Genomic DNA, 25887 nt, shown 5'->3' on the forward strand with positions numbered 1-25887 from the left:
AAGAAGGGCAAATCGGGTGCTTTTCATGCCAATAGCGACTATGCGGTCCGTTGTCACTTCAAATGCGAAATAAAGCTGCGTTTAAGGTCATCTGTGTCCGATAGCTGTAGCGTAAGGAAGGGGAATTTTAAACAGATGAAACGATGTTTGAGGCGTTCTTGATGGAGCAAGCTCTAATTAATCAGGGGGTGCCCAGCAGCCATTTTACGGCTGATGGGGCACCCCCTGATTTTTTCTTATAACAAAATCTACACTTTTCTAACCTGTGACCGGTACATTAGAAACAAGAAATACGGAGCCCCAATCAGCATAATAATAAGGCCTGAAGGGATTTCTTTCGGCGCCATTATGGTTCTTCCGAGCGTATCGGCAATGACGAGCATCAAGCCGCCAAGTAATCCTGACAAAACAATCGAGCGTCTCGTATGATGACCAATCATCATCCGCACCGCATGCGGCGCCATGAGTCCGAGAAAGCCAATTGTTCCCACACTTGCAACGGCTCCCGCTGCAAGCAAAACGCCGATAATCATAGCCCAAAGCCGCGTTCCTCGAACCGGCAAGCCCAATCCTGTTGAACTCTCGTCACCAAATGCCAACAAATCGCATTTTCGGCCCAAATAGTATGCAATCGGAACAAGTACAAGCAGGAATACAAATAGGATGTAAAATTGATTCCAGCTTCGTCCATAAGTCGAACCCGTTAACCAAATTAAGGAGCTACTGCTCCATAAACTTCCTTTGACGATCATGACCTGGATTCCCGCAGAGGCAATAGCAGAGACTGCGATTCCAAGCAAGATCAGAACCGATGGATTCAAGGACCTGCGCCAGGCCATAAAAAAGACAAAAGCAGCAGCCAGTGCCCCACCCACGATTGCGGCAAGCGGAACTGCAAATACCGTCAATGCTGGCCAAACGGTCATTACGGCCAAAGCACCAAAGCCAGCCCCTGAGGTCACACCAATAATAGAAGCATCTGCCAATGGATTTCGAACAGCACTTTGAATCAATACACCACTGATTGCAAGTGCGATCCCTCCTGCAGCCGCTACGAGTGTACGGGGAAGCCGTAAATTCAGCAGGACGGAATAGGATTGATCCCCCCTATGGAACAGACTACTTAGCAATTCACTGATCGGTATTTTTGTTCCCCCAAACGATAAGCTTACGAGGATAATAACAATGAGCAGCACGGTCATAACTATAGCCGTCGGCACAAAGCGCAGACGCAGCCCCGCTCCACCAATGCTCATCGATGATTGGCCAGCGCCTGAGCCCGATATATTTTTCATCTTGGTGAGTACCAGCCAAATGAGCCACGGGGCTCCAATAATCGCCATAACTGCACCAACAGGCATTTCTCCCACACTGCTTCGCACTACACGCGCTAGCGTATCCGCTGCCGTGATGAGCAAGGCTCCCCACAACGCGCTTGCAGGAATGAGCAGGCGATGCTTGCGAATTCCACTAAGCCGGACAAGATGGGGAGCCACTAAGCCGACGAAGCCAATCGGTCCGACCACGCTGACTACAACCGCAGCCATTAATACCGATAGGCCAAGCCCCGTCGCCCGAATTAACCCTACTCGCTGTCCAAGTGAACGGGCCGTTGACTCATCGAGCTCCAGCGCATCAAATTGTCTGCCGGCAAATATCGCTGCCAATAGCAGCACTACGACAAAAGGCCAGGCATATATAACACCGTCCCAATCCAACTGGATTAGGGAACCTGAACCCCATAAAAACAGATTTTGTGTTTCTGTTCTTTTAAAAATATGTATGGCCGATGTAAACGCTCCGAGCACCATGGAGACGATCATACCTGACAAAGCCAGCCGAACAGGTGTGGCCGCCTTGCCTCCACTCAATAAATAAGCGGCTAAAGCAGCAAGCAGTCCCCCTGCAACTGCCAACAAAAATGGAAACTCATGCTGCAAAGCAGGAAAAGCTACCATACCAAGCACGACCATAAAGTATGCCCCGGCATTAATCCCAAGTGTATCTGAGGAAGCAAGCGGGTTCTTCGTTATAGTTTGCAATAATGCCCCAGCCACAGCCAGAGCAGCCCCGGCCAGCAGACCAATAACTGTACGTGGCATGCGGATATCCCAGAGCAGATTATGTTCCATTATATCTTGGCGATTCAGCAAGCCATCTATTACAGTAGTTGCAGGGATCTTGGCTTCCCCAAAGCCCAAACTTAAAACGAACAGAATGAAGAGGACGGCAAAGCCGCCCCCAAATATTCCAATGATCCGCCAGTTCATGCCGATAGAGGCTTCTTTGCTACTCTTTTCGTTCATAACCGCACTCATTTCGTTAATGTATTTACAACTTCATCCACGATAACTTTAGAGGAGATCGGACCGCCGAACACCCAAGTAGTACTGCTCAATCCGAAGGTGCGATTCTCTTTCACAAAGTTAAGGCCATTCCAAACGGAATTATCCTTCAGTTCTTTCGTGAAAATATTATCATCCTCTTGGACGATATAGATCAGATTTGTATCCTGAACCGCAGGCAATGCTTCAACTGTAGAGGTACTGAATCCGTAAACTTCGAAATTTTCGGGTTTCCAGTCGTTTTTCAGACCGATCCGATCCAAAGTTTGTACCGCAAGTGAATTATCTGTAAAAAGACGCATCGTTGCTGCATTCTGGTAGCTGTATGCTTGTGTCAGTACATAGTTCAAGCCTTCTTTGCCTGCATCAGCCAGCTTTGCTTTTGCATCTGCATAATGTGCATCCAAATCAGCAAGAACCTTATCGGCTTCTGCTGTTTTACCTACTGCCGCTGCAATCGTTTTGAAAGTATCTTCCATCAGCGTGTACTGATTACCTTCTCCTTCATTCGGATACAAGCCGAAGATCAGTGTTGGAGCGATACTTTTAAGTTGATCATAAATTCCTTCATGCCCACCCGTATTGGCAATAATCAGATCAGGCTTTAATGAAGCAATTGTCTCCAGATCTGGCTCGTCACGGGAACCAACATCAGTCACGTTTGCATCAAGTGGTGCTTCAGAAGTTACATACAGCTTATAGTTTTCGTTATCTGCGTTACCTACTGGCTGCACTCCCAGTGCAATAACATCCTCTGTAAAGGTCCATTCCAATACCACAACTTTTTGCGCAGGTTTGTCCAGCGTAATCTCACCTTTAGAATCCTTTAATACAATAGGACCACTTGTAGATTCACTGCCCGCGTTTTCAGCAGCTGGTTTATCAGTTGCTCCCGCGTTCGATGTTGAATTGTTCTTTTGGTTAGTACCACAGCCTGATACGACCAATATAATAGCAATAACCATAAATAAACTAATTAACCTTTTGTGCATTTGCTTTATCCCCCTGGATTCAACGTTCGAAGTTGATTCCATGATAACCGTTATCAATCTATTGATAATGATTATCACAGAAAACATATTAGTAATCTTATACGCGATTCTCCCGAAAGTCAAAGTTAAAATTTAATGCTTAACCGTCCCTACTCCATGATCTGGTTTGTAATTCTTTCAATGTGTATGGTCAGATACAGCATTTCATCATTTGTTAACTCCCGATTATATGTTTTATCAATATAGATTTTAATTTTCTCGACGCTTGCGAAAGCTTCCTTATACTGCTGCTTTACCAAAATAAATAAGCCATTCTCATTATCAGGAGGTGGAGTACCGTTGATGAGACGTTGTGCAAAAAATTTCAAATGAGTGATAAAACGGTAATAAGCAAGGGACTCCTCGTCGTACTCTAGCCTGAAATGGCGCTTCACGATATTTAGGATGTCGTTCATGATCTTGGTGATATTCACCATGTTAGGCATCTCTTCATTTAGTTCTGCATTCACCAGATGGAGCGCAATATGTCCGGCCTCATCTTCGGGAAGTCTGACTCCGAGCTTGGAATGTATAATTTGAAGCGCAGCTTTCCCAACCTCATATTCTTCTTTATAGAATTTTTTGATTTCCCAAAGCATGGCGTTTTTAATCTTCATCCCTTTTGAGAATCTCTCCAGCGCAAAACTGATATGATCTGTCAGACTAACATAAATACTGTCATCCAGCATTTTACCGAGCTGCAGTTTGGCGAAGTTAATAATCTCTTCTGAGAGCTCCATGTGCTCGATTGGAATCTCGGAAAGCAGCGTTTTTAGCTTATCTGAAAGTTTTTGATTACTTAAAGTGAATATCTTTTCAATTTTATCTTCTTCTAAAAAGTCTCCACGTTTTTTCTTAAAGGCCAGTCCTCTTCCCATAACTACTAGTTCAAAATTTTGGTCATCTATGACAGTAACAACATTGTTGTTTAACACTTTTTCGATCCGCATATTACAGCTCCTTACCTTTTCATCTTACGAAGCTAGCACTTTTTTATAGTATTCTATAATAAAAAATCGATCTCTAAGTAGCAGTACTAAGAGATCGATTCCATTCATACCTTATGACTCTTCAATAGATCACACTACAACAGTCAGCAAATCTTCACCCGGTGTAATAACTGTTTTATTGGTACCAATCACATCACTATAATTAGCCGTATTGGTAATAATTATCGGTGTTGTGCATTGATAACCTTCATTTTTTATTTGTTCAAAATCAAACTCAATCAATAGATCACCCTGTTTAACGGTTGCTCCTTCTTGCACCTTCACATCAAAGTATTTACCTTTTAGCTTCACGGTTTCTATACCGATATGAATCAAGACCTCAACACCCTCATCCGATACTACCGCAATACAATGACCTGTTCTGAAAATAGTGGATACAACTCCACTTACCGGTGAATAAAGCTTACCTTCTGTGGGTTCAATTGCAATCCCCTTGCCCATTGCTTCAGAAGCAAAGGCAGCATCATCTACTGAGGTTAACGGGATTACGTTACCAGCCAGAGGGCTTACAACGGTTGAACTTTTAACGGCGTGAGGGAGGATAACCCCGCTTTTTTCAGTATTCGTTTTTTCTTCTACAATATTCACTTTCTTTTTATCTTCATAACCAAATACCATGGTAATTACCATAGCCAATACAATGGTCACACCTGCTATAATCGCTTGAACGACCAGCGGAGAGAATGCGGGAAGACTTAATACGCTCACAAATGCGAAGACTTCCATCTTCACTTTGAAAAGACCACTAAGTGCTCCACCTACACCGCCGGCAATGGTTACATAAATGAAAGTCCGTTTGTAACGAGTCAGCAAACCGTAAATAATAGGTTCAGTTACACCGGAAAGCGCGCCTGGTATAAATGTACTGCCGGCCAATGTTTTCAACTGTTTGTCCTTTGTTTTCAGGAAGATACCCAACGCTACACCCAGCTGCGCGAAGATGGCCATGCCGGCCATTGCATATATTGGATCTCCACCCTTAGCAATGTTCTCAAGAATAATTGGCACAAGTCCCCAGTGCAATCCGAGTACAGTCAAATACGTCCAAGCTATTCCCACAATTGCCCCTGTAACAATACCGCTTTTCGTACTGAGGAACAAAATAGCGTCTCCAATTAAATTCCCTACATTCACGCCAAACGGTCCGAAAGCCAAAATAGTTAACGGAACAATGACAATCAAACATAGCATAGGGACCAAGAACATCTGCAAATCCTTGTGTATAAACTTTCTTAGCTGCTTATCCAATAAAGCGTATATACAGATGGCGATAAAAATCGGAAACACGCTTGATGAATAGTCCGAAATTACTAAAGGAATACCTAAAAAATGTGGAGATTCAACACTTGCTAATCCCGTAATATTAGGTTCAAGTAAAGCCGCACCGATACTACCACCCACATAAGCATTAACACCCAGCCTAATCGATAACGTAATTCCTAAGAAAATGGGTAGAAAATAAAACACAGCATTACTAGCGCCGGCTAATACTTTGTAAGTTTCACTATCCGCACTTAGAACATGTAACGAAGCAAGTACGGTTAATAGCGCTTTCAACATACCCGCACCTGCTAAAGCACCAATCAGAGGCGAAAAGCTTCTAGAAATAACATCAAAAATCAGAGTCCCTATAGGTTTCTTTACCTTGTTCTCGCCAGAGTCACTGTTAGGGGATATGGATTTGGCAATTTCTTTATACACATCAGCAACATGGGTACCCACTATAACTTGAAACTGTCCCCCTTTGCTAACTACCCCAATAATCCCTTTCATTTTTTCCAAATTTTCTTTATCAGCTTTTTGCTCATCGTTAAGTGTGAATCTTAGTCGCGTGGCACAATGAATCACATTGTTAATATTTTTCTCCCCACCGACAGATTGAATAATGTCTTTACTTAGCTGTTCATAACTCATTTTTATACACCCCTTTGTAACAGATCAATTAATCACGGTTATCAGGGAACACAAAAAAACCTAAATCACATCTATGTACGAGAGAGATTATCCCCGTAATCATAAATGAAACTTAGGTTTTGCCTGCTATGCAGTAGCAATCCTGATATCCGATTAATTTATTATTTACAAATTAACATGTTCAATTAATGATGTCAACAATAAACCACGGTCTGTATAATATTGGATAACAAAAAAAGCCCTGATAGATCAAGAATATCTTGATTATCAGGACTTTTTTTAGAACAGGCTTTGTCCGTTGGATTCAATTACTTCTTTGTACCAGTGGAAGGACTTCTTACGGTATCTCTCCAGTGTACCTGAACCATCATCATGACGATCTACATAAATGAAACCATAACGTTTCTTCAGCTCGGCGCTTGTTGCGCTAACCAAGTCGATGCAGCCCCAGCTTGTGTATCCCATAACTTCCACGCCATCAGCAATAGCTTCCGCTACTTGAACCAAATGATCTTGCAAATAATTGATCCGGTAATCGTCGTTTACGATCTTCTCACCGTTCCCGTCTACAACCAGCTGATCGACGGCGCCAAGGCCATTTTCCACGATAAACAGCGGTTTTTGGTATCGGTCATAGAACATATTCATCACATAACGCAAGCCCTGCGGATCGATCTGCCAACCCCATTCGCTCGCTTCCAGATACGGATTCGGTACCCCGCCCAGCAGGTTTCCTTCTCCTCTGATCTGTTTCTCCGGATCAGCCGTTTCACATGTGCTCATATAGTAACTGAACGATATGAAATCCACGGTATGCTTTAGAATTTCCTCGTCCCCTGGCTCGAAATGAATGTGAATTCCATTTTCCTTAAAGAACCGTTTCATATAGCCTGGATAATAACCTCTGCTATGAACATCCGCAAAAAACATATTTTTGTGATCACTTTGCATCGCCTTGATCAAGTCGTCCGGATGCGGAGTGAGCGGATAAATTGGCATGCTCAGCACCATGCAGCCTATTTTGAAATCAGGATTGATCTCATGACCGATTTTTACCGCCAAAGCACTTGCAATGAACTCATGGTGAATGGCCTGATACAGATCCTGCTTACTCAATTTTTCCAATGGAGTATTGATTCCGCCACTCATAAATGGGAACTCTAGGATAGAATTGATCTCATTAAAGGTCAGCCAGTATTTGACCTTGTTCTTGTAACGATTAAAGATCGTTCTCACATAACGCTCGTAAAATTCCACCATCTTACGGTTAACCCATCCATCATACTCTCGTGCCAAATGCAGCGGGGTCTCATAATGGGAGATCGTAACTAGCGGTTCGATGCCGTATTTATGACACTCGTCGAACAGGTCGTCGTAGAACTGCAAGCCCTGTTCATTCGGCTCCAGCTCGTCCCCTTTCGGGAAAATCCGGGACCAGGCAATAGACGTCCGGAATACTTTAAAGCCCATTTCCGCAAACAGCTTAATATCTTCTTTATATCGGTGATAGAAATCGATACCAATCAACTTCATGTTATCGTCGGTAGGAACTTCTGTAGGCGCAGACTTAATGCCATGCGGCATGACATCTTGGGTAGACCAGCCTTTGCCATCATCCTGATATGCCCCTTCAAGCTGGTTAGCGGCTACAGCCCCACCCCATAGGAATCCTTCTGGAAATTGTAAGTTCATATTTCTTCCCGCCTTTGCTATTGTGATAGTATAGGTTTACTGCTCTAATCCGAATCCTAAACCTTGGAACGCGTTACATGTCAAGGATTAATCTTGCAAAGGAGATAAGCCGATGTCCACACTTGACGAAATTGCTAAGCTGTCGGGCTTTTCCAAAGCTACGGTATCCCGAGTCCTGAACGATTCTCCCCATGTCAGCAAGGAAACTAGGGAGAAGATTCTCGCCATTATGAAAGAGACGGACTATGTTCCCAATCGGAATGCCATATCTTTATCCAAAGGTCAAACCCAGCAAATCGGCATGATTACCTTAGACCTCAACGAGCTTATTTTGTGCTTCATGAACAGCTTCGTCGAAATTTCCGGCCGTTACGGGTACCAGACGATTATTTATACCACCGGTGGAGATAAGCAAAAGGAACTTCAGGCCTTCGAGGATCTCAAACAAAAAAGAGTCGACGCCCTGCTTATTCTGACCGCTGTTAACGATAAAAATGTCATAACTTCCTACTGCAAATACGGCCCGATTGTGTCTTGGCAACGCATGGACCATCCTGAAATACCGTCAGTTGCCATGAACCAATATGACGGATATGCACTCGCTCTAGAGCATTTGATAGAGCGGGGTTATACGCGTATCGCTAATGCTTTTGGCCGCCCAAGCAGCATAAATACCCAGAGTAGACGACTAGCTTATGAGCAAATCATGACCAAATATAATCTTCCCATCGTTGAGAAATGGTATTACTCCACGATTTATGGAATCCGTGACGGAGAGCAATTGGTGCGAACCCTAATTGGACAACCCGATCAGCCGGATGCCATTCTGTGCTCCAATGATTTGGTGGCGGTGGGCGTTCTGAGCGAAGCACGTAGACAGCAGCTGGATGTGCCCTGTGATCTAGCCATCATTGGTTACGATAATTCGGAGCTGTCACAGACACTCGGAATTACCACTGTTCGGAATCCGATTGCAGGACAGGCGGAGAACGCCTTTCTTCTGCTGGCTCCAACCCTGCTTGGACTGGATATGGAGCTGCAGCCCCTATCGTTCCAACTGATCGAACGGGAGACAACATAGGTTGCCCATTCTCAGAAGATTCCGACTGTACATTCCATAAAAAAACAGTAAAATTGTATTGAAAATTATGATGAAGACGGGGGTTTTTTATGACAAATAATGTATTGAATCCTAGGGTTGATAAATTCTTAAGTAAAGCGAAACAATGGCGGGAAGAATATGAGCAGTTGAGAACGATCGTGCTTGATTGCGGGCTGACCGAAGATTATAAGTGGATGCATCCATGTTACACATTTGATGATAAAAACATAGTATTAATTCATGGATTTAAAGAATATTGTGCGCTTCTCTTTCACAAAGGTGCCTTGTTACAGGATCCCAATGGGATTCTAATTCAACAAACAGAAAATGTGCAGGCAGCGCGCCAGATTCGGTTTACGAATGTGCAACAAATCGTTGAAATGGAAGCTGTTCTGAAAGCCTACATTCAAAATGCCATAGAAGTTGAAAAAGCGGGTTTGGAAGTCGAATTAAAAAAGAAAGAGGATTACCTCATTCCTGAAGAGCTTCAGACCAAATTCGCTGAACTTCCTGGCTTGAAAACTGCTTTTGAAGCCTTAACGCCTGGACGGCAAAACGCATATATTTATCATTTTTCTCAAGCGAAACAATCCAAAACCCGCGTATCCCGAATTGAAAAATTCATCCCGCAAATCCTTGAGGGTAAGGGATTAAATGATTAGCGTTGCTGACAATGAGTCAATTAAGCCTTAGGGTTTATTGGCTCTTTTTTTAAATTGTCTTCTTTTAACTGCTTGTAATAATCCTCAACAAAGGCCTTGAACTTTTTAGCGACATTAGTCATGTACCGGTTGGTATACCATGAGATTTCAATGGTGCGGGTACTTATGGGTTCTTCAATGGGAAGAAGCACAACAGAGGATCCTTGAGAACCCCCCCAAGTTACAGCGGGGATAAAAGAAACCCCTAGTCCCGAACGGACTAGACTGCGTACCATCGAAGGCTCATCGCATTCATAAATGATACGCGGAGCAAATCCGGCGGCGTGACAGAGAGAATCCGTCGTTTCGCGCAGCTGCTTGCCTATTTTCAAACTGATAAAACCGTCTTCCGCGAGTTCATTCAGACGTACACTTTTACGGGTTGCGAGCCTGTGCTCATTAGGAACCGCCAGCAGGATTTCTTCCGTTAATACCGGTGTGGACACTGTTCCTGGAATCTTGAGCGGAGTAGAAGAAATACACAAATCAAAAGCCGGATAACGTGAGATCTCCTGATCCTGCTGCAATAGCTTGAATTGAGCTTCCGGGTACTTCTGACGAAATAATGTGATCATATCCGGAAGCAAATAGGAACCCGCTTGGATAAAAATCACTACAGTTCCTGTCGGTCGCTCAGACAAGTCCAATAGCTCTGTTTTCCCCTCCTCTAACGTTTGTAGGGCTAAATCAACTTTCACAAGAAACCGCTTTCCATATTCATTTAATCGAATGTATTTTCCTGTGCGATCAAACAATTTGACGTTTAATTCGCCCTCAAGATTTTTGATCATTTTACTAATAGCAGGCTGTGAGATTTGGAGTATTTCGGCTGCCAGGGTCATATTCTCAAGCTTTGCAACCGTTTGAAAGTACCGAAGCGAAAGTAAATCCAACGAAACCACCTCTTCTATAACCTTAGAGTTATGTATTTTATATATAATAATATATTTTTCATCATCATAGCAGAACACTATAATAAAGAGAATTAAAAATACATAAGAATCTGCAGGAGAAAGGGGAACTATAAATGAGCACACGAGAACCCATGGAAGAAATTATTACAGTCTCCAGTGGTCAGCTTAAGGGCATACGTCTGCCAGAACTTGGGGCGATCGCATGGTTAGGGATTCCTTATGCGGAACCTCCCATAGATAAGCTCAGATGGAAAGCACCGCGTGAGATAGAACCTTGGACAGGTGTATTGCCTGCATGCCATTTTAATAATAGCAGTGTCCAATTCATTCAAGGGGAACCTGGCGGCAGTGAAGATTGCCTCTTTTTGAATATTTGGCGACCGGATCATGCCGAGGCAGGCTTACCCGTATTCGTCTTCCTCCACGGCGGCGGAAATATTGGGGGTTCGGGACGGGATTTTCAAGGTGGAGAATTGGCGTGTAAGACAAATAGTATAGTGGTTACAGTGAATTACCGTTTAGGAGCAATGGGATTTTTCCGGCATCCCTCACTCCGAACCGGGGACCCCTTGGATGACTCAGGAAATTACGGTCTCCTCGATGTTCTTCATGCGCTAAAGTGGCTGCACAATAACATTGTTTGCTTTGGGGGAAATCCAGGGAACATAACATTAGGGGGCCAGTCTGCAGGTGCAAGAAATGCATTAGCTGCTTACCTTTCACCGCTGGGCAGAGGGCTCTTTCATAAGCTTTTTATTATGAGCGGAGGTTTAACAACGGCTGTTACGGAGCAAAGCGAAGAAAAAGCAGATGACATTTTAACAGAGTTATTAATAAAAACAGGAATGGTCAGCACTCAAGATGAGGCAAGAGAATGGATTTCCACACAATCTGCGGATAAGATTTCCGCCTTCCTATATCGTCAGAATGCCTTTCACTTTGTCGAAATCATTCGTGAGACGGGGCTTCAGATGGCTGCTTTTCCCCATTTGATCGAAGATGGCACGGTCATTCCTATTGGTGGCTTCGACAATCTAAATAACCGCGATCACCCTTCCCTGCCGATCATCCTTGGCAGCACTGCCAGCGAATTCTCCGAGTTCACTTTATGGGATACTCATTTCTTCTCCCTAGTGCAAAAGGAAGAGTTAGCTGGAAATCTGGAAGAAAAGAAGCTCTATGAAGCTGCAGTCCAATATGGGAGCGATCTGTATGCAGAATTTAATGTAGAGCAGACTACAGAGATATTATTAAGTGCGATTCCGGAGATGCCCATCTATGCTTACCGCTTCGCCTGGGGGTTAAGAGACGGAGTGATCGATCCTTATATCCGTTTTCTTATGGGTGCCCCGCATGGTGCAGACATCCCCTTCTATACAGGTGACTTTTCCGGTGTCCAGGAAAGATTTCCTGCGGATGTAATTTCCGAGCATAACGAGCCTGGGCGTAACATGCTCTCTTCCCTAATGAGGGACTATTTACGGCATTTCCTATATACCGGTAATCCTAATGCTGAGGGACAACCTGCTTGGCAACGATACACCCCTAATCCCCGGTCTGCGGAAATTCTCTGGTTAGATGCTAGCCAGGATCAAACTATTGTTCAATCCGTCTGCAAACTTGTAAAAAAAGATATCCTGTCCCAAATGGACAATGATCCCCGTTTAGCAGCAGAACAGCGCAATTGGCTAAAAAACAATTTATTTGCGGGACGTTTTTTCTGGTAAGATAAATGATTGTAGAATTCACGTAAAGGAAGGAACATGCTGTTGTGCTAACTTACTTACTGCTCTTAGTCATCGGGCTAGCAGCTGGCATTTCCGGTTCATTGGTCGGACTTGGCGGCGGGTTCATCGTTGTGCCTGCGTTGGCTTTCCTTTTTCCTGATATGGAGCCTTCACATCTGGCTGGAACATCAATGGCGATGCTGCTTTTCAACTCCATCTCAAGTACGTATGTGTACGCAAAGCAGAAGAGAATCGATTATCAAGCAGCGCTCACCTTTGCCGCCGTTTCGATTCCGGGTTCAGTAATAGGTGCACTCTTTACCAAGCAAATGGGCGGGAGAATGTTTTTCGTAAGCTTCGGTATTTTCTTAATCCTTGTCGCTTTATTGCTCTTGTTCAAGCCGAATAAACCCATCCATTGGCCTTTCAAACCAACCGTGAAGCGAAGCTTTTCCGATAATAGCGGTGCTCATTTCGAATATGCTTATCATATGCCTACCGGCATAATCATCAGTTTTCTTGTTGGCTTTGTAGCAAGCCTATTTGGGATTGGCGGCGGGAGTCTTATGGTTCCGACAATGACCTTACTTCTCGGCTTTGCCCCCCATATCGCTGTTGCAACTTCTATGCTTCAAATTTTCCTGTCAGCTATCGTAAGCACCACAACACATGCCTTTTTATTGAATGTTGAATGGTTTATGGTGTTAGCCCTAGCACCTGGCGCAATTATCGGCGGTCAAATTGGCGCACGCCTGGCAAAACGCCTTCCTGCCAAGCTGCTTTTAAAGCTATTAGCCGTTTTTCTCATCATCGTTTCGCTTCGTTTGATGATGAAAGGGTAGGTCATTATGTAAAAAGTCCTGATGGATCAAGAGTTTCTTGATCCTCAGGACTTTTTTATTGTGACTGTGGGACTGATTCCTTGATATCAACGACATTTCAAATTGCAAGGCAGAAACGGATCCCTTCTTCTATCATAATTTAGCCCCCTATAAATAAGAGACTTGGCCAATCCTATCGAATTTTAAGTCTCTTCAGGATTTCTTTAGAATTCCCCCACCTAATTCCTCAGTTTTTTTAGTTAAGATTTCTGTATTGAAGTAAGCGAAGGAGGTGGCATATTGGCCAGTAATACCGTCTTAGAGCTAATCAATCAGTATGGATATCTGATTTTTTATCTTGCTTTCACGTTAGGCCCTTTTGGAATTCCAATCCCTAATGAAATTACAATCCTCACTGGAGCTACCCTAAGCCACATGGGGATTATCAATTCCTGGATGACTTATTTCTGCATTTTATCAGGGCTATTAACGGCCTTTACGGTTGCCTACTTTGCAGGTAAATTCTTTGGGCAAAAGCTGAAGTGCAAATTTGAAGCTAACAGACATTTTAAAAAAGCAGAGCAGATTCTAAAAAAACGTGGGCGTACAGCTATGTATATCGGCATGTTTATTCCAGTTGTACGTTACATCATTCCCATGTTGATCGGGCTCAGCGGTACAAGCTATAAACGATTTGCCCTTATTTCATATCCCAGTGCTTTAAGTTGGACCTTACTGTTCTTTTTTGTAGGAACGTACTTTGGAGATCACATCCTATCAAAATTAATAAACATCTAAATCAATTCTAAAATTATGGAGGAATTCCGAATGAGCTTCAATGAAAAACTCTTATTTTTAAGAAGTTTTATTCATGATCCAAAACAGGTAGGCAGTGTTACCCCGAGTTCCCGGTTTCTGGCACACAGCATGGTTAACCAAGCCCCTTGGCATGAAGTTAAAGCAGTCGCTGAACTTGGATCAGGTACAGGTGCAATCACCCGTGTAATCAATACTAAGGTAACTAGTACAACGAAAGTGTTACTATTTGAGATGGATAAAACCATGAGGCATAACCTGAAGACAAGCTATCCGGACTTTTCCTGTTATCATAATGCTGCTAGTTTAGTAGAAACAATTAAAAGTTCACATATTCATCAGTTGGATTGTATTTTTAGTGGGCTGCCCTTTTTCAATTTTGAGCCCGAATTAAGAAATACATTGGTTGAACAGATCTACCAATCCCTTAAACCTGAGGGATTATTTATTGCCTTTCAGTATTCACTTCAAATGAAGAAGCAACTCTCCGAATATTTTAATATTGATACAATAAAATATGTGCCATTTAATTTCCCTCCCGCTTTCGTCTACGTCTGTCGTAAAAGGGAAACATAATAAAATAACTATAGAAGAGGGGCAGCTTCCATTGAATACAATTCTTGTTGCAGATGATGATTCTGAAATTCGAGATGTGATTCATGTTTACTTAAGAAATGAAGGTTACCAAGTGCTTGAAGCTGCAGATGGTCAAGAGGCGTTGAGTACAATACAAACAACATCCATTCAACTGGTTATCCTGGATGTCATGATGCCTCAAATGGACGGTATCACAGCCTGTCTCAAAATTAGGGAAATATCAAATATCCCAATTATTATGCTCTCAGCCAAGCAAGAGGACATTGATAAAATCACAGGTCTAACTACCGGGGCAGATGATTACATGATCAAACCGTTTAATCCACTGGAACTACTGGCCCGTGTAAAAGCTCAGTTACGGCGTCAGTCCTTAATTGGAAAGGAAGAATTCAACTCTCTGCTTATAATTAAAAACCTGATCATAGATAAAAATAAACATTCCGTAAAGTTAAATGGAATTGAAGTTTCATTAACTCCACTAGAGTTTGCGATTTTAACCCTGCTTGCAAGCCGGCCTGGGCAAGTTTATAGTTCGGAGCAAATTTACGAGAGTGTATGGAAAGAGCCTTACGGATATTCTGACAATACCGTAATGGTTCATATTCGTAACTTAAGAGAAAAATTAGAGGAAAATCCAAGAGAACCTCTGTATATTAAGACAGTCTGGGGAGTTGGTTACAAAGTTGATTAAAATCATACGAAATCTACAAATAAATAAACGCATTCAATCCAATATCTTAATCAGGATGGTGTTGAGTTTCATAATTACCATTGCGATAAATACCTCACTTAGCATCTTGTTCTTTCATTTTGGAAATGCAACAAAATTGGATTGGGTGTTCAATTTTCTTGCCTACCTTCTTACTCCGATGTTTTTCATTATATTCGTTATTACATTTTTTACATTGACCCGGCGAATCGTCAAAGATTTAATTGTGCTGGAACAAGGACTTCAGATTATATCCGAAGGTAATTTGAGTTATCGGGTAAATGTTGTGCGCCGAGATGAACTAGGACTGGTGGCTTTGAACATCAACCGGATGGCAGAGCGCTTAGAGCAACAGATCATCAAGGAACGCGAAATAGAAAAATCCAAGATGGAGATGATCACGGGGATTTCACACGACTTACGCACCCCTCTTACAAGTATTATCGGGTATATTGAGCTTTTACGTACAGAATCGTACCAAGATAAAAAAGAATACACACGTTTTATTCAAAACACCTATAACAAGGCGCTTCATTTGAAGAAACTCCTCGATGATTTGTTTGAATATACCCGACTTAATTCGGTGGATTCCCGTTTAAATCTGGAGAGAATCGATTTGTCGCAGCTTTTGAATCAATTGTTATTCGAATTCGAACCGATCGCTCAAGAAAACAATGTCCACCTTATAAAAGATATAGATAAGAGTCCAATCATCACCTTAATCGACAGTGAGAAAATAGCCAGAGCCATAGATAATCTACTTATGAACGCCTTAAAATATTCCATCAGCCCGGGAAGCATTAGCATACGAATTACAACTGATTCTGTACACTGTACCATTGAGATTGAAAATAAAGGAACTCCCCTCTCACAGGATCAAGAAAACCGTCTATTTGACCGATTTTATAAGGTTGACCACTCAAGAAAAAGCCAGGGAATTCAAACCGGAGCAGGACTTGGTCTTTCGATAGCTAGGAATATTGCTGAGTTGCACAAGGGTACTTTAACGCTTAAACACACTCATGACGTCTTCACATTCCAACTGAGATTGCCTTTCGGAGAGGATTGCTAATTGATTATGTCTGAATACTTACTTTTCTTACAAGGCTTCCTCAAAGATCCAAAGCGGGTAGGAAATATTCTACCCAGTTCGCAATTATTAGCCAATAAAATAGTCCAGTCTGTACAATGGCATAATGTAAATGCCGTTGCAGAACTTGGAGCTGGTACAGGTGCTATTACACATCTCATGACATCACAATTAACGAATTCTACAAAAGTGCTTTTGTTTGAGCGGAATAAAAAAATGAGAGAACACTTAAAAGCAATTTATCCGGAATGCATTTTCCATTCCAACGCCAGCTACTTACTCAAGAAATTGAACCAGGAAGGCATCCGTGAGTTAGATTGCATAATTTGCGGATTACCATTTTTTAATTTTTCAATTGAAATGCGTGACAAAATCCTACATCAGATTGTTAAGTCACTTAAACCAGGCGGAATTTTAGTTGCATATCAGCACTCGCTGCACATGAAAAAAAGATGGGCTAAACAACTACTTATTGAGAAAATTGAATTTGTGCCTTACACTTTCCCTCCAACATTCGTATATATTTGTCGTAAAAAAGAATGACAGATGAATATTCGGAAAACAGTAATTTCTAAAGAATGTATAAGTATTGAGAATGGAAATGACCAGGCCAATATGCAGCCAATACTGTTGCAGGATTATAAAAAAGTCCTGATGATCAAGATTATCTTGATCATCAGGACTGGATTTAGTGTGAGAAAACTACGTTACAAACGGTGATAATTTATCCCCGCTGTCTCATTCCCTCAAACAGCAAAATCGTCGCCGCCATTGCGGCGTTCAGCGATTCCGCGCGGCCTGCCATCGGGATGATGATACTCTTGTCCACGAGTCGCGCCGTTTCCGGCGAGATGCCTTTGCCTTCGCTGCCGATCAGCAGCCACTGGCTGCCGTGGAAATTGTGCTCATAGCACGATTCTTCGCCCTGCAGCGAAGTGCTCACCAGCAGCGCCCCATTTTCCCGGGCCTGTGGCAAAATCTCACTTAACTCTCCCTCCACCACCGGAAGATGGAACATCGAGCCCATCGTGGACCGGATGGTCTTCGGATTATAGAGGTCGGCACAGCCTTGTCCGAGGATCACTCCGTCTGCTCCCGCTGCATCCGCACTGCGGATGATGGTGCCAACATTGCCGGGATCCTGCACGCCGTCCAGCACAACCACAAGGCTATCCTTCTTCGCTAGGATAGCTTCTACAGCCTGCTGTTCCTTCCGCACGATGGCGAACACCGGCTGCGGCGTATTGGTGCTGCTGCATTTTGAGATGATCGCCGCCGAAACGCCAATCACTTCCATTCCCTGAACGGCCTGAAGCAGCCCCTTAAGTTCAGCAGGCATTCCTTTGTCGAGGTCATAAGCTAGGCATTCCACATCTGCTTCAGCCAGCAGTGCTTCTTGAACCAGATGAACGCCCTCTACGATATATTTACGAGCCTTGTCACGATGCTTTTTCTCCTGTAACCCGGCCCACTCTTTAACCCGCGTATTTTGCGGAGACATGATTTCCATAAAGTCTTCCTTTCTTCTGCCTTGCCATTTATTCTTTGTTCCTACTGATACGCCATCTCCAGCTTCGTCAAATTATCCTTATGCCCAACAATAACAAGGATATCGCCATCGATCAGGCGATCCTCTGCACGGGGAGAGATGTTCATTTCTTCACCTTGGCGAATGGCCATTACGTTGCAGCCAAATCTTGCGCGGATGTCGAGCTCCTGTAGATTTTTTCCGAGCATCGGTCCGGATACCTTCATATCCAGAATACTGTAGTCCGGCGACAGCTCAATATAATCCAATATATTAGGCGAAGCAAGATGATGCGCAACCCGCATTCCCATATCCCGTTCAGGATAAATCACCTTGTCCGCACCAATTTTGCTTAATACTTTGCCGTGCAGTTCACCTTTGGCTTTTGCCAGAATTGCAGGCACACCCAGGTCTTTTAGGATAAGTGTTGTCAGGATGCTAGCTTGTATGTCCTCGCCAATGGCTACAACCACCACATCAAAATTGCGAATACCAAGGGCACGCAGCGCCTCCTCATCCGTGGAATCTGCAGATACGGCATGAGTTACAATACTTGAAATTTCCTGTGTTCGCTGCTCGTCAGCATCAATCGCAAGTACATCAAACCCCATGCCGCTGAGCGCCTTAGCAACACTAGATCCGAAACGCCCCATACCGATGACGGCATATTGTTTTTTGGCCATGTCTATGTACCTCCCGTAGCATTCTATATCTCAAACAGTATAGCATAAGCCAAGAAGAAACGTCATTGCCGTCCTTATGGATGACAACCGTTTCTCGTAGGAATATAAGGATGATATATATGTGTCAAACTTATACTATCTTATATTTGGACAAAAACTTGAATTTCCAGCACCTTTGCAGGGCACATTATAACGAGGTCAATATCACTATATTTTCAAAAAAGGAGGTACATTATGCCCGTTACCATTGACTTGCGCCAGGCGATTATTCATAAAGTGCACGGTCAATCTGAAGAGGATTTACGTCATATGATTGAAGGCTCTGTGGATGGTCCGGAGGCAGCACTCCCGGGACTTGGCGCCGTGTTCGAAATGATCTGGAAGGATTTAGATCCCGCTAAGCAAGATAGGTTGGTTACCATGCTACATGATCACCTGGAGACTATTACCCCTGGGGATATCACATCGTAAACTGACCGCAACTAGTCAAAAACCTCCGCTCACCATGGTGTAACTTCACCTATGGAGGCGGAGGTTTTATTATTACATTCAGAAAGTTATAGCGTCCTAATTATAGTAATGCTTTTGGAGCCATTTCCAGGAATTTAGCTGTCGGGTTCTTATCCATCGCTGTCCGCATAGCATATTCGTTCTCGAACAACACGACAAAATTGCCCTTCTTATCCGTCACCAACGTTGAGTTGATTCTGAATTTGCTCGCATCCGGCTTAGTATCATCTACAATCCAACGTGCAAACTGGTATGGCATTCTCTGCAACTGAACATCCACACCATATTCACCCTTCATGCGGTACTCAAACACTTCAAACTGCAGTTGTCCAACTACACCAAGCAAAATATCGTCAAAGTTGACCGTGCGGAACACCTGGATCATGCCCTCTTCAGTCAGCTGATCGACACCCTTCTGGAACTGCTTTGATTTCAATGCATTTTTTATACTCACTTTAGCAAAAATCTCTGGTGAGAACGTTGGCAGCTCATCGAATTCCATATCTCCTGCTTGGCTCAAGGTATCACCAATTCTAAAAATACCTGGATCAAACAGACCGATGATATCTCCCGGATAAGCTTCCTCTACGATATCGCGGTCTTGCGCCAAAAATTGCTGTGGTTGCGCCAGCTTGATATCTTTACCGGCACGTACATGCTTCACGCTCATACCCCGTTCGAATTTCCCGGACACAATACGCAGGAAAGCAATCCGGTCACGGTGAGCCGGGTTCATGTTCGCTTGAATTTTGAACACATAACCAGTGAATTTCTCATTCGTTGGTTCTACTACCCCTATAGTACTGCGGCGTGGTTCAGGCTTCGGTGCCAGATCCAAGAAATTATCGAGGAAAGTCTGTACACCAAAATTGTTGATCGCACTGCCAAAGAACACAGGTGTGAGTTCACCACTTAATACTTTTTCATAGTCAAAAGCATCGCCTGCTACATCCAGCAGCTCCAGATCCTGACACAGTTGATCATGCAGATACTCTCCAGCCATTTCACGAATGATTGGATCACGGTATCCGTCAACCTTTTGAACCTTGATTACGGAATGATCGTCACCTTGGAACAGCTCTACCTGATTTTTCATCCGGTCATACACGCCGCATAGCTCACGTCCGCTACCGATCGGCCAGTTCATTGGCACAGAACGAATACCAAGAACCTGCTCCAGCTCTTCCATCAGATCAAACGGGCTACGTCCTTCACGGTCCAGCTTGTTAATAAAGGTAAAGATCGGAATGCCCCGTTTAGCACATACTTGAAACAGTTTAGTGGTTTGGGCTTCCACACCTTTTGCCACGTCAATAAGCATGACCGCACTATCCGCTGCAGTTAGGGTACGGTAGGTGTCCTCACTGAAGTCTTGGTGACCCGGTGTATCCAAAATGTTCACGCGATGATTCAAATAATCAAACTGCATCACGGAAGACGTTACAGAAATCCCCCGCTGCTTCTCAATTTCCATCCAGTCACTCGTCGCATGTTTATTCGCTTTACGGGCCTTAACCGTTCCCGCCAGACGGATCGCGCCACCGAATAACAGCAGTTTCTCCGTTAAAGTTGTTTTACCCGCATCCGGGTGGGAAATGATCGCAAAGGTTCTGCGTCTATCCACTTCCTTTTGCAGCTTCTGATCTATTGCTTTGTTCATTACGCATATCCCTTCATATATAAAATTCCTGCTTCTGCTTCAATTACACTGGGGTTCATCAAATCGGTGCTCTGCTCATTGTTCATACCCCTTCATTTCTGAATGAATAGCTCTTAGGTCTAGCTCCAGTCCGCTTCAAGTGAAAGCATCCTCTAAAGTATATCAAAATCCGGCAGACATTATCTACTAAAAAGCGCGTGCCGCAAAATATCTCCCAAATGGTCTGGATTATGATCCCCACATATCATCGCTCAAGAAAATAGATGTATTTCCTACACTTACTTGAAGTATTAGCATTTTCATTAGCCTTTAGTTGCATTTGATGCAATTAAAAATAAGTTGTGCACGCTTTTCCGCCTTATCCGGTGATTATAGTTGCAGAAAATACATCTAAAAAACTAATCACAACGAGATAAGCGATTTTAATTGTACAAAGTGCAGTTATTAGAACAGTGCCCAGATCCCCTAAATACCGCCTGAAGTCCGATCTTTTAGATCTTAGCATTACAAAAAATCTCCCTGCATCCTCTGCAGGGAGATAGCATTAACTCAAGGTTTAGTTATTCTTCAGCCAAACCACATTATCTTCATCTTGGCCGTTTACAGGCCACCAATGGAAACCTTCTTTAGCAAGCAGTTCATCTGCTTCCACTGGACCCCAAGAGCCAGCAGGATAAGAAGATAAGTCGCTAGACTCTTCGCTCCATGCTTTCGCAATACGATCCACGAATGACCATGCCGAGGATACCTCATCCCAACGAGTGAAATAAGTGGAATCGCCGCGTGCGGCATCATGTAACAAGCGCTCATATGCTTCCGGAGAATTGATTCCAACCAGGCAGCTCTGACAGAAGTCCATAGCCAGCGGTTGAATCTCAGACTCTGAACCTGGTTTCTTGGCATTAATCTTTACATAAATGCCTTCCATTGGGTTCACACGGATTACAAGGAGGTTAGGCTCAAGTTTATGCTTTTGTCCCAAATAAACGTTGGTTGGCATACCTTTGAACTCAACTACCACTTCCGTCGTCTTCACTGGGAGACGTTTACCTGTACGGATGTAGAAAGGAACTCCAGCCCAGCGGAAGTTATCTACAAATACACGGGCAGCAAAATACGTCTCTGTATTCGACTCAGGGTCAACCTTATCTTCCTGACGGTAAGCAGGAAGGGTTTTGCCTTGGTGTAAGCCTTGAATATATTGTGCTCTTACGACATTCTCACGCACCTCATCAGATGTCGCATAAGGACGAAGGGAACGAAGTACCTTCACTTTCTCATCCCGAATATCTTCTGCGAGCAGACGGCTTGGTGGTTCCATAGCAATCATAGTCAGCAGTTGCAGTATATGATTCTGGCCCATGTCCCGTAAGGCTCCCGCATGGTCATAGTAACCACCGCGTTCTTCTACACCTACGGTTTCGCCAAGTGTAATTTGAATATTGGCAATATGTTTATTATTCCAGAGCGGTTCGAAAAAAGCATTAGCAAAACGAATCACTTCGATATTCTGTACCATTTCTTTACCAAGATAGTGGTCAATCCGGTAAATTTCCTCTTCTTTGAAGACCTGACGAATCTGTTCGTTCAGCTGTTCAGCCGACTCCAGATTATAACCAAAAGGCTTCTCAATTACGAGGCGATTCCAACCCGTACTATCCAGCATCCCGCCAGCTTTAAGATTGAAGGAGACACTGCCGAACAATTCAGGCGCCAGCGCAAGATAGAACATCCGATTGCCCGGAATACTGAATTTCTCTTCAAGAACTTCAGTTTGTGCTCTTAACTCGCGGAAACCATCAATATTGTTAATGTCCAGAGATTTGTATTCGAAATGCTGAACAAACTCATTCCATTCGCTTTCTTCTCCCGCTTTGTAACGGCAGAATTCAAGGATGGATTCCTTCACATCACTTCTAAATTCTTCCTGAGTACGCGGGCGCCGCGCCACGCCAATTACCGCAAAATCTTGTGCCAGCTTACCTTCACGGTACAAGCTGTAAATCGCCGGGAAAAGCTTACGCCGGGCTAAGTCTCCGGTTGCCCCAAAGATAAAAAAGACAGCACCGGGTGTGTGCAGTGCATCAAGGGTTTGATTTTCAGCCATGGCTCCTCATCTTTCTGTATGTAATATAGTTTATTGACATGCTCAGCGTCGGTACTAACATAAGGTGAATAACGACGTTATGTCATTTTAGCATATTCCTAAAAAGGATGCTATCACATTCCTGACAAATACTCTCGGGATTTCGCAAATTTCAATTAATATTTCTTATTATTAACTATATCTGCGCTTATATAAGAGAAAAATGTCAATATTCGATGGTTATTAAAGGAAAGCCTATAGTTACGCGGTTTGTCCCCTTCTGATCTTCATGATGCACTGCGATTTGGGCAGAAACTGACTGATTTCCACTCATCACGAAGCGATTCAAATTAGGAATCGAATACGTACGGCTAACCGTTGAGATATCCTTGTAGCTTTCTCCTCCGGTCATAGCTTCAAACCGGTCATGCATCAATGACTCCGTCTGTGCTAGAACTTTTTCAGGTGCTCCCTGTTCTTGCGCGCTTCCTTGAAGGGATACATTCCATTCCGCCTTAATTTTATTCTGTTCAAGAATCATACTTACTTCACGAGCAGCCGCTTGAAAGCTGGCTTCATTTTGCAGATCAGCCGCTTCTAACGTTACAATCACATAACTGTTGCCTTCGCTAAGCTCACTCCAAAATAAGGAGAGCCGCGATTCATATGGTTTTACAGCTTCTGTACGATACGTCATATGTCCATCTTCCTCAGTACCTGACGGTACATTCAATCCGAGACTTGTGCTTAGCTTAGCAACTTCGGCAGACAGATCCGCGTAATTGCTGCTTTCTCCCTGCCACTTTAACACTAAACGCAGCGGTGAATCAGAAACGGTTGTTTCTTTTCCGAGATCAATTAAGCTCACAAGAGCATGATTCAGTTCGGCTCCTGTTGAAGCTTGGTTAACGCCCTCATCAAGAACGGTTGAATTCGCTTTAACACTTTGCAGATTAACTAGCAGAGCCGCAGCGCAGCACACGATTATCATTATAAAAAAAGTCCTTTTTTTTGTTCCGTTGTTCAGCTTCATCTTCCGCATATGTCATTCTCCCTTCGAACCTCTCTAGCAATCTACTAGACAGTATGTTCGAATTAGGAGATTCTATACCTGAAATATCCCCACCAAGTGAGGGTTTATACTTCGATGCGTACTCAAGTACTTTGCGGGAGCCCCAAAACACACTTTCTTGTACAATAAAAAGGACTGAAGCAGAGGCTTCAGTCCTTTATTGTTATTCAGCTAGTCCATTTTTATATGCATAAATTGCTGCTTGGGTCCGGTCTTCCACGCCCAGCTTCGCGAGAATATTCGTCACATGAAATTTCACAGTTTTGATTCCAATAATTAGTTGATCGGCAATATCCTGATTGGATTTACCTTGCGCCAACAGACGTAATACTTCCATCTCGCGCTCCGTAAGCTCTTTATAAGCAGGTGATTCTCCTTTTGCATTGTTTCTAAAACGGTTCATCATTTTAGAGGCCACCTGTGACTCAAGCACGGACTGTCCTCTTGCCGCAGCGCGGATCGCATCCGCCACTTCACTAGCCCGCGAAGTCTTCAGCAGGTAACTAAAAGCGCCCGCTTCAATAACAGGATACATCTTTTCATCGTCCAAATAGCTTGTAAGAACAATAACTTTGATCTCTGGGTACTGCTTCATCAGCTGTTTAGTCGTTTCTATGCCATCCATCCCATCCATTACGAGATCCATTAAGACCACATCGGGATTGTACTCCTGAGCCAGCCGAATGCCTTCTTCTCCACTTCCAGCTTCACCTACGACCTCAATTCCATCCTCGGTACCTAAAACTGCTGCTAGCCCGATCCGTACCATTTCATGATCATCTACGAGTAGTACTTTAATTGCTTCCTCCATCTCCATGGTTACTCTTTCCTCCTATTATTCATTGACTAACGGAACGGTAATTTCAATACGCATTCCTTTACCCGGAGCGGTAATGAACTGAATGGAGCCTCCGATTTCATTAATCCGCTCCTGCATGTTCGACAAACCATAGGAAGCTTGTTTGGTGTCGTCCATCTCAAAGCCGATCCCATCATCACGCAACGTCAAGCGAACTGTATCTCCCCGTCTATGCAGCCGGATTTCCATTTTTTCTGCTTTCGCATGACGAAGTGTATTAGAAATCGCCTCTTGGACGATACGGAACAAGTGATTCTCTACCCCTTTTAACAGCTGCACATCAGGGTCCATTTCAAATACAATTTCGATTGGAACCTTGATCTTAAGCTCCTTGATCAATTCCTGCAGACCTTGTTCGAGGCCCTTTCCTTCCAAATAAACAGGTCTCAAATGCAGCAGCAATGCCCTCATCTCCGATTGGGCTACGGCAGACATTTCTTCTATAAGCGCAATTTGCCGCTGGGCTTTATCGAAATCCTTCTCCAAGGTCCGGCCCACCGCCGTGGCAGTCATGGAGATTGCAAATAGCTGCTGGGAAACAGCGTCGTGCAGTTCACGCGCAAGCCGCTGCCGTTCCTCCATAATAGCAGATACCCGCGCCTGCTCCGCAAGCTTCGCGTTATTCGTGGACAACCGCTGCAGCGTCGTCACTTGATTCTCCCATTTGCCGCTAATCCGGCCAAGCTGTTCTCCGAGCCTTCCCAGCTCATCATCACCTAGATCCGGCATGGACAGCGTCAAATTTCCCTTTTCCCATAATACGAGGGTCTGCCTAAGACGTTCCAACTGCCGCTTCACACGAAAGCTCTGATAAAAGCCATAACCAATCCCAAAGCCCATAGGCAGAAGAATTAGAGTGACGGCTGTCCGCACGCCAAATTTCCAGCTTTCAAAAGGCTTCAAATAGCCATATGTATACATGACATACATTATCACAAGCAGCATGACCAAAGAGAACAGAGCCCCCTCACCCATGCTGCGTGATATCATGTTTTTGTTCTTTTTTTCCATGCGGGGGAC

Annotated in this window: 23 protein-coding genes; 10 read left to right on the forward strand and 13 right to left on the reverse strand. The window is 43.7% G+C overall.

The features are described from left to right. Positions 1-248: 248 nt before the first annotated feature. The 5 genes from MHH50_RS26410 to ascB form a co-directional block, all read right to left on the reverse strand. A complete protein-coding gene (locus MHH50_RS26410; RefSeq protein WP_340033664.1) occupies positions 249-2306 on the reverse strand; it encodes an iron ABC transporter permease in 2058 nt (685 codons plus the stop codon). Between the two features lie 8 nt (positions 2307-2314). Then, the gene (locus tag MHH50_RS26415) at positions 2315-3337 is read right to left on the reverse strand and encodes an iron-siderophore ABC transporter substrate-binding protein (protein ID WP_036685431.1); all 1023 of its coding nucleotides are present in this window, start codon (positions 3335-3337) and stop codon (positions 2315-2317) included. 149 nt (positions 3338-3486) lie between these two features. Next, positions 3487-4326 (reverse strand): PRD domain-containing protein, encoded by an 840-nt coding sequence (locus MHH50_RS26420; protein ID WP_076144575.1) that lies wholly within the window; start codon positions 4324-4326, stop codon positions 3487-3489. A gap of 129 nt (positions 4327-4455) precedes the next feature. After that, positions 4456-6300 (reverse strand): beta-glucoside-specific PTS transporter subunit IIABC, encoded by a 1845-nt coding sequence (locus tag MHH50_RS26425; protein WP_076277176.1) that lies wholly within the window; start codon positions 6298-6300, stop codon positions 4456-4458. Between the two features lie 279 nt (positions 6301-6579). Next, positions 6580-7992 (reverse strand): 6-phospho-beta-glucosidase, encoded by a 1413-nt coding sequence (gene ascB / locus MHH50_RS26430; protein ID WP_076220000.1) that lies wholly within the window; start codon positions 7990-7992, stop codon positions 6580-6582. Between the two features lie 112 nt (positions 7993-8104). On the opposite strand from ascB, the gene MHH50_RS26435 reads away from it, so the two are divergent. Both MHH50_RS26435 and MHH50_RS26440 read left to right on the forward strand, forming a co-directional pair. Continuing rightward, on the forward strand, positions 8105-9073 hold the full coding sequence (locus tag MHH50_RS26435) for a LacI family DNA-binding transcriptional regulator (RefSeq protein ID WP_076220001.1): 969 nt from the start codon (positions 8105-8107) through the stop codon (positions 9071-9073). An 89-nt stretch (positions 9074-9162) separates the two neighbouring features. Then, positions 9163-9756 (forward strand): YdeI family protein, encoded by a 594-nt coding sequence (locus MHH50_RS26440; protein ID WP_076098816.1) that lies wholly within the window; start codon positions 9163-9165, stop codon positions 9754-9756. A gap of 20 nt (positions 9757-9776) precedes the next feature. On the opposite strand, the gene MHH50_RS26445 is transcribed toward MHH50_RS26440, so the two are convergent. Then, a complete protein-coding gene (locus MHH50_RS26445; RefSeq protein ID WP_076184813.1) occupies positions 9777-10688 on the reverse strand; it encodes a LysR family transcriptional regulator in 912 nt (303 codons plus the stop codon). Between the two features lie 134 nt (positions 10689-10822). On the opposite strand from MHH50_RS26445, the gene MHH50_RS26450 reads away from it, so the two are divergent. The 7 genes from MHH50_RS26450 (at position 10823) to MHH50_RS26480 (ending at position 17012) form a co-directional block, all read left to right on the forward strand. Continuing rightward, positions 10823-12436, forward strand: coding sequence for a carboxylesterase family protein (locus tag MHH50_RS26450; RefSeq protein ID WP_340033665.1), 1614 nt, complete (start codon positions 10823-10825; stop codon positions 12434-12436). 44 nt (positions 12437-12480) lie between these two features. Continuing rightward, positions 12481-13278 carry a sulfite exporter TauE/SafE family protein gene (locus MHH50_RS26455; RefSeq protein WP_076098819.1) on the forward strand — a complete coding sequence of 266 codons (798 nt, stop codon included), beginning with the start codon at positions 12481-12483 and terminating at the stop codon, positions 13276-13278. 279 nt (positions 13279-13557) lie between these two features. Then, entirely contained in the window at positions 13558-14055 is a 498-nt protein-coding gene (locus tag MHH50_RS26460; protein WP_076130315.1) for a DedA family protein, read from the forward strand. A 30-nt stretch (positions 14056-14085) separates the two neighbouring features. Further along, positions 14086-14649, forward strand: a complete 564-nt coding sequence (locus tag MHH50_RS26465; protein ID WP_076144587.1) for a methyltransferase domain-containing protein — start codon at positions 14086-14088, stop codon at positions 14647-14649. Between the two features lie 31 nt (positions 14650-14680). Next, the gene (locus MHH50_RS26470; protein WP_036685458.1) at positions 14681-15361 is read left to right on the forward strand and encodes a response regulator transcription factor; all 681 of its coding nucleotides are present in this window, start codon (positions 14681-14683) and stop codon (positions 15359-15361) included. 55 nt (positions 15362-15416) lie between these two features. Further along, positions 15417-16451 carry a HAMP domain-containing sensor histidine kinase gene (locus MHH50_RS26475; protein ID WP_340034646.1) on the forward strand — a complete coding sequence of 345 codons (1035 nt, stop codon included), beginning with the start codon at positions 15417-15419 and terminating at the stop codon, positions 16449-16451. Between the two features lie 6 nt (positions 16452-16457). Beyond that, complete coding sequence (locus MHH50_RS26480) at positions 16458-17012, forward strand: methyltransferase domain-containing protein (protein ID WP_081383349.1); 555 nt, start codon at positions 16458-16460, stop codon at positions 17010-17012. A 181-nt stretch (positions 17013-17193) separates the two neighbouring features. On the opposite strand, the gene MHH50_RS26485 is transcribed toward MHH50_RS26480, so the two are convergent. Then, entirely contained in the window at positions 17194-17979 is a 786-nt protein-coding gene (locus MHH50_RS26485; RefSeq protein WP_076280285.1) for an RNA methyltransferase, read from the reverse strand. 41 nt (positions 17980-18020) lie between these two features. Continuing rightward, positions 18021-18680: a TrkA family potassium uptake protein gene (locus MHH50_RS26490; protein ID WP_036685517.1), complete on the reverse strand. Its 660-nt coding sequence runs from the start codon at positions 18678-18680 to the stop codon at positions 18021-18023. 234 nt (positions 18681-18914) lie between these two features. Between MHH50_RS26490 and MHH50_RS26495 the strand changes: the two genes are divergently transcribed. Then, positions 18915-19151 carry a small acid-soluble spore protein SspI gene (locus MHH50_RS26495; RefSeq protein ID WP_076130310.1) on the forward strand — a complete coding sequence of 79 codons (237 nt, stop codon included), beginning with the start codon at positions 18915-18917 and terminating at the stop codon, positions 19149-19151. 100 nt (positions 19152-19251) lie between these two features. Here the strand turns inward: MHH50_RS26495 and MHH50_RS26500 are convergent, their stop codons facing one another. From MHH50_RS26500 to MHH50_RS26520, 5 genes are all read right to left on the reverse strand, one after another. Further along, positions 19252-20850, reverse strand: coding sequence for a peptide chain release factor 3 (locus tag MHH50_RS26500; RefSeq protein WP_076130309.1), 1599 nt, complete (start codon positions 20848-20850; stop codon positions 19252-19254). A 556-nt stretch (positions 20851-21406) separates the two neighbouring features. After that, the gene (gene zwf / locus MHH50_RS26505; RefSeq protein ID WP_036685526.1) at positions 21407-22957 is read right to left on the reverse strand and encodes a glucose-6-phosphate dehydrogenase; all 1551 of its coding nucleotides are present in this window, start codon (positions 22955-22957) and stop codon (positions 21407-21409) included. 205 nt (positions 22958-23162) lie between these two features. After that, the gene (locus tag MHH50_RS26510) at positions 23163-23978 is read right to left on the reverse strand and encodes a YwmB family TATA-box binding protein (RefSeq protein WP_340033666.1); all 816 of its coding nucleotides are present in this window, start codon (positions 23976-23978) and stop codon (positions 23163-23165) included. Positions 23979-24171: 193 nt separating this feature from the next. Continuing rightward, complete coding sequence (locus MHH50_RS26515) at positions 24172-24825, reverse strand: response regulator transcription factor (RefSeq protein ID WP_036685532.1); 654 nt, start codon at positions 24823-24825, stop codon at positions 24172-24174. Between the two features lie 18 nt (positions 24826-24843). Then, the gene (locus tag MHH50_RS26520) at positions 24844-25878 is read right to left on the reverse strand and encodes a sensor histidine kinase (protein WP_076130326.1); all 1035 of its coding nucleotides are present in this window, start codon (positions 25876-25878) and stop codon (positions 24844-24846) included. Positions 25879-25887 lie beyond the last annotated feature (9 nt).

Origin of the sequence: Paenibacillus sp. FSL H3-0302 (assembly GCF_037982245.1) — a bacterium.
Taxonomy (GTDB): domain Bacteria; phylum Bacillota; class Bacilli; order Paenibacillales; family Paenibacillaceae; genus Paenibacillus_AQ; species Paenibacillus_AQ odorifer.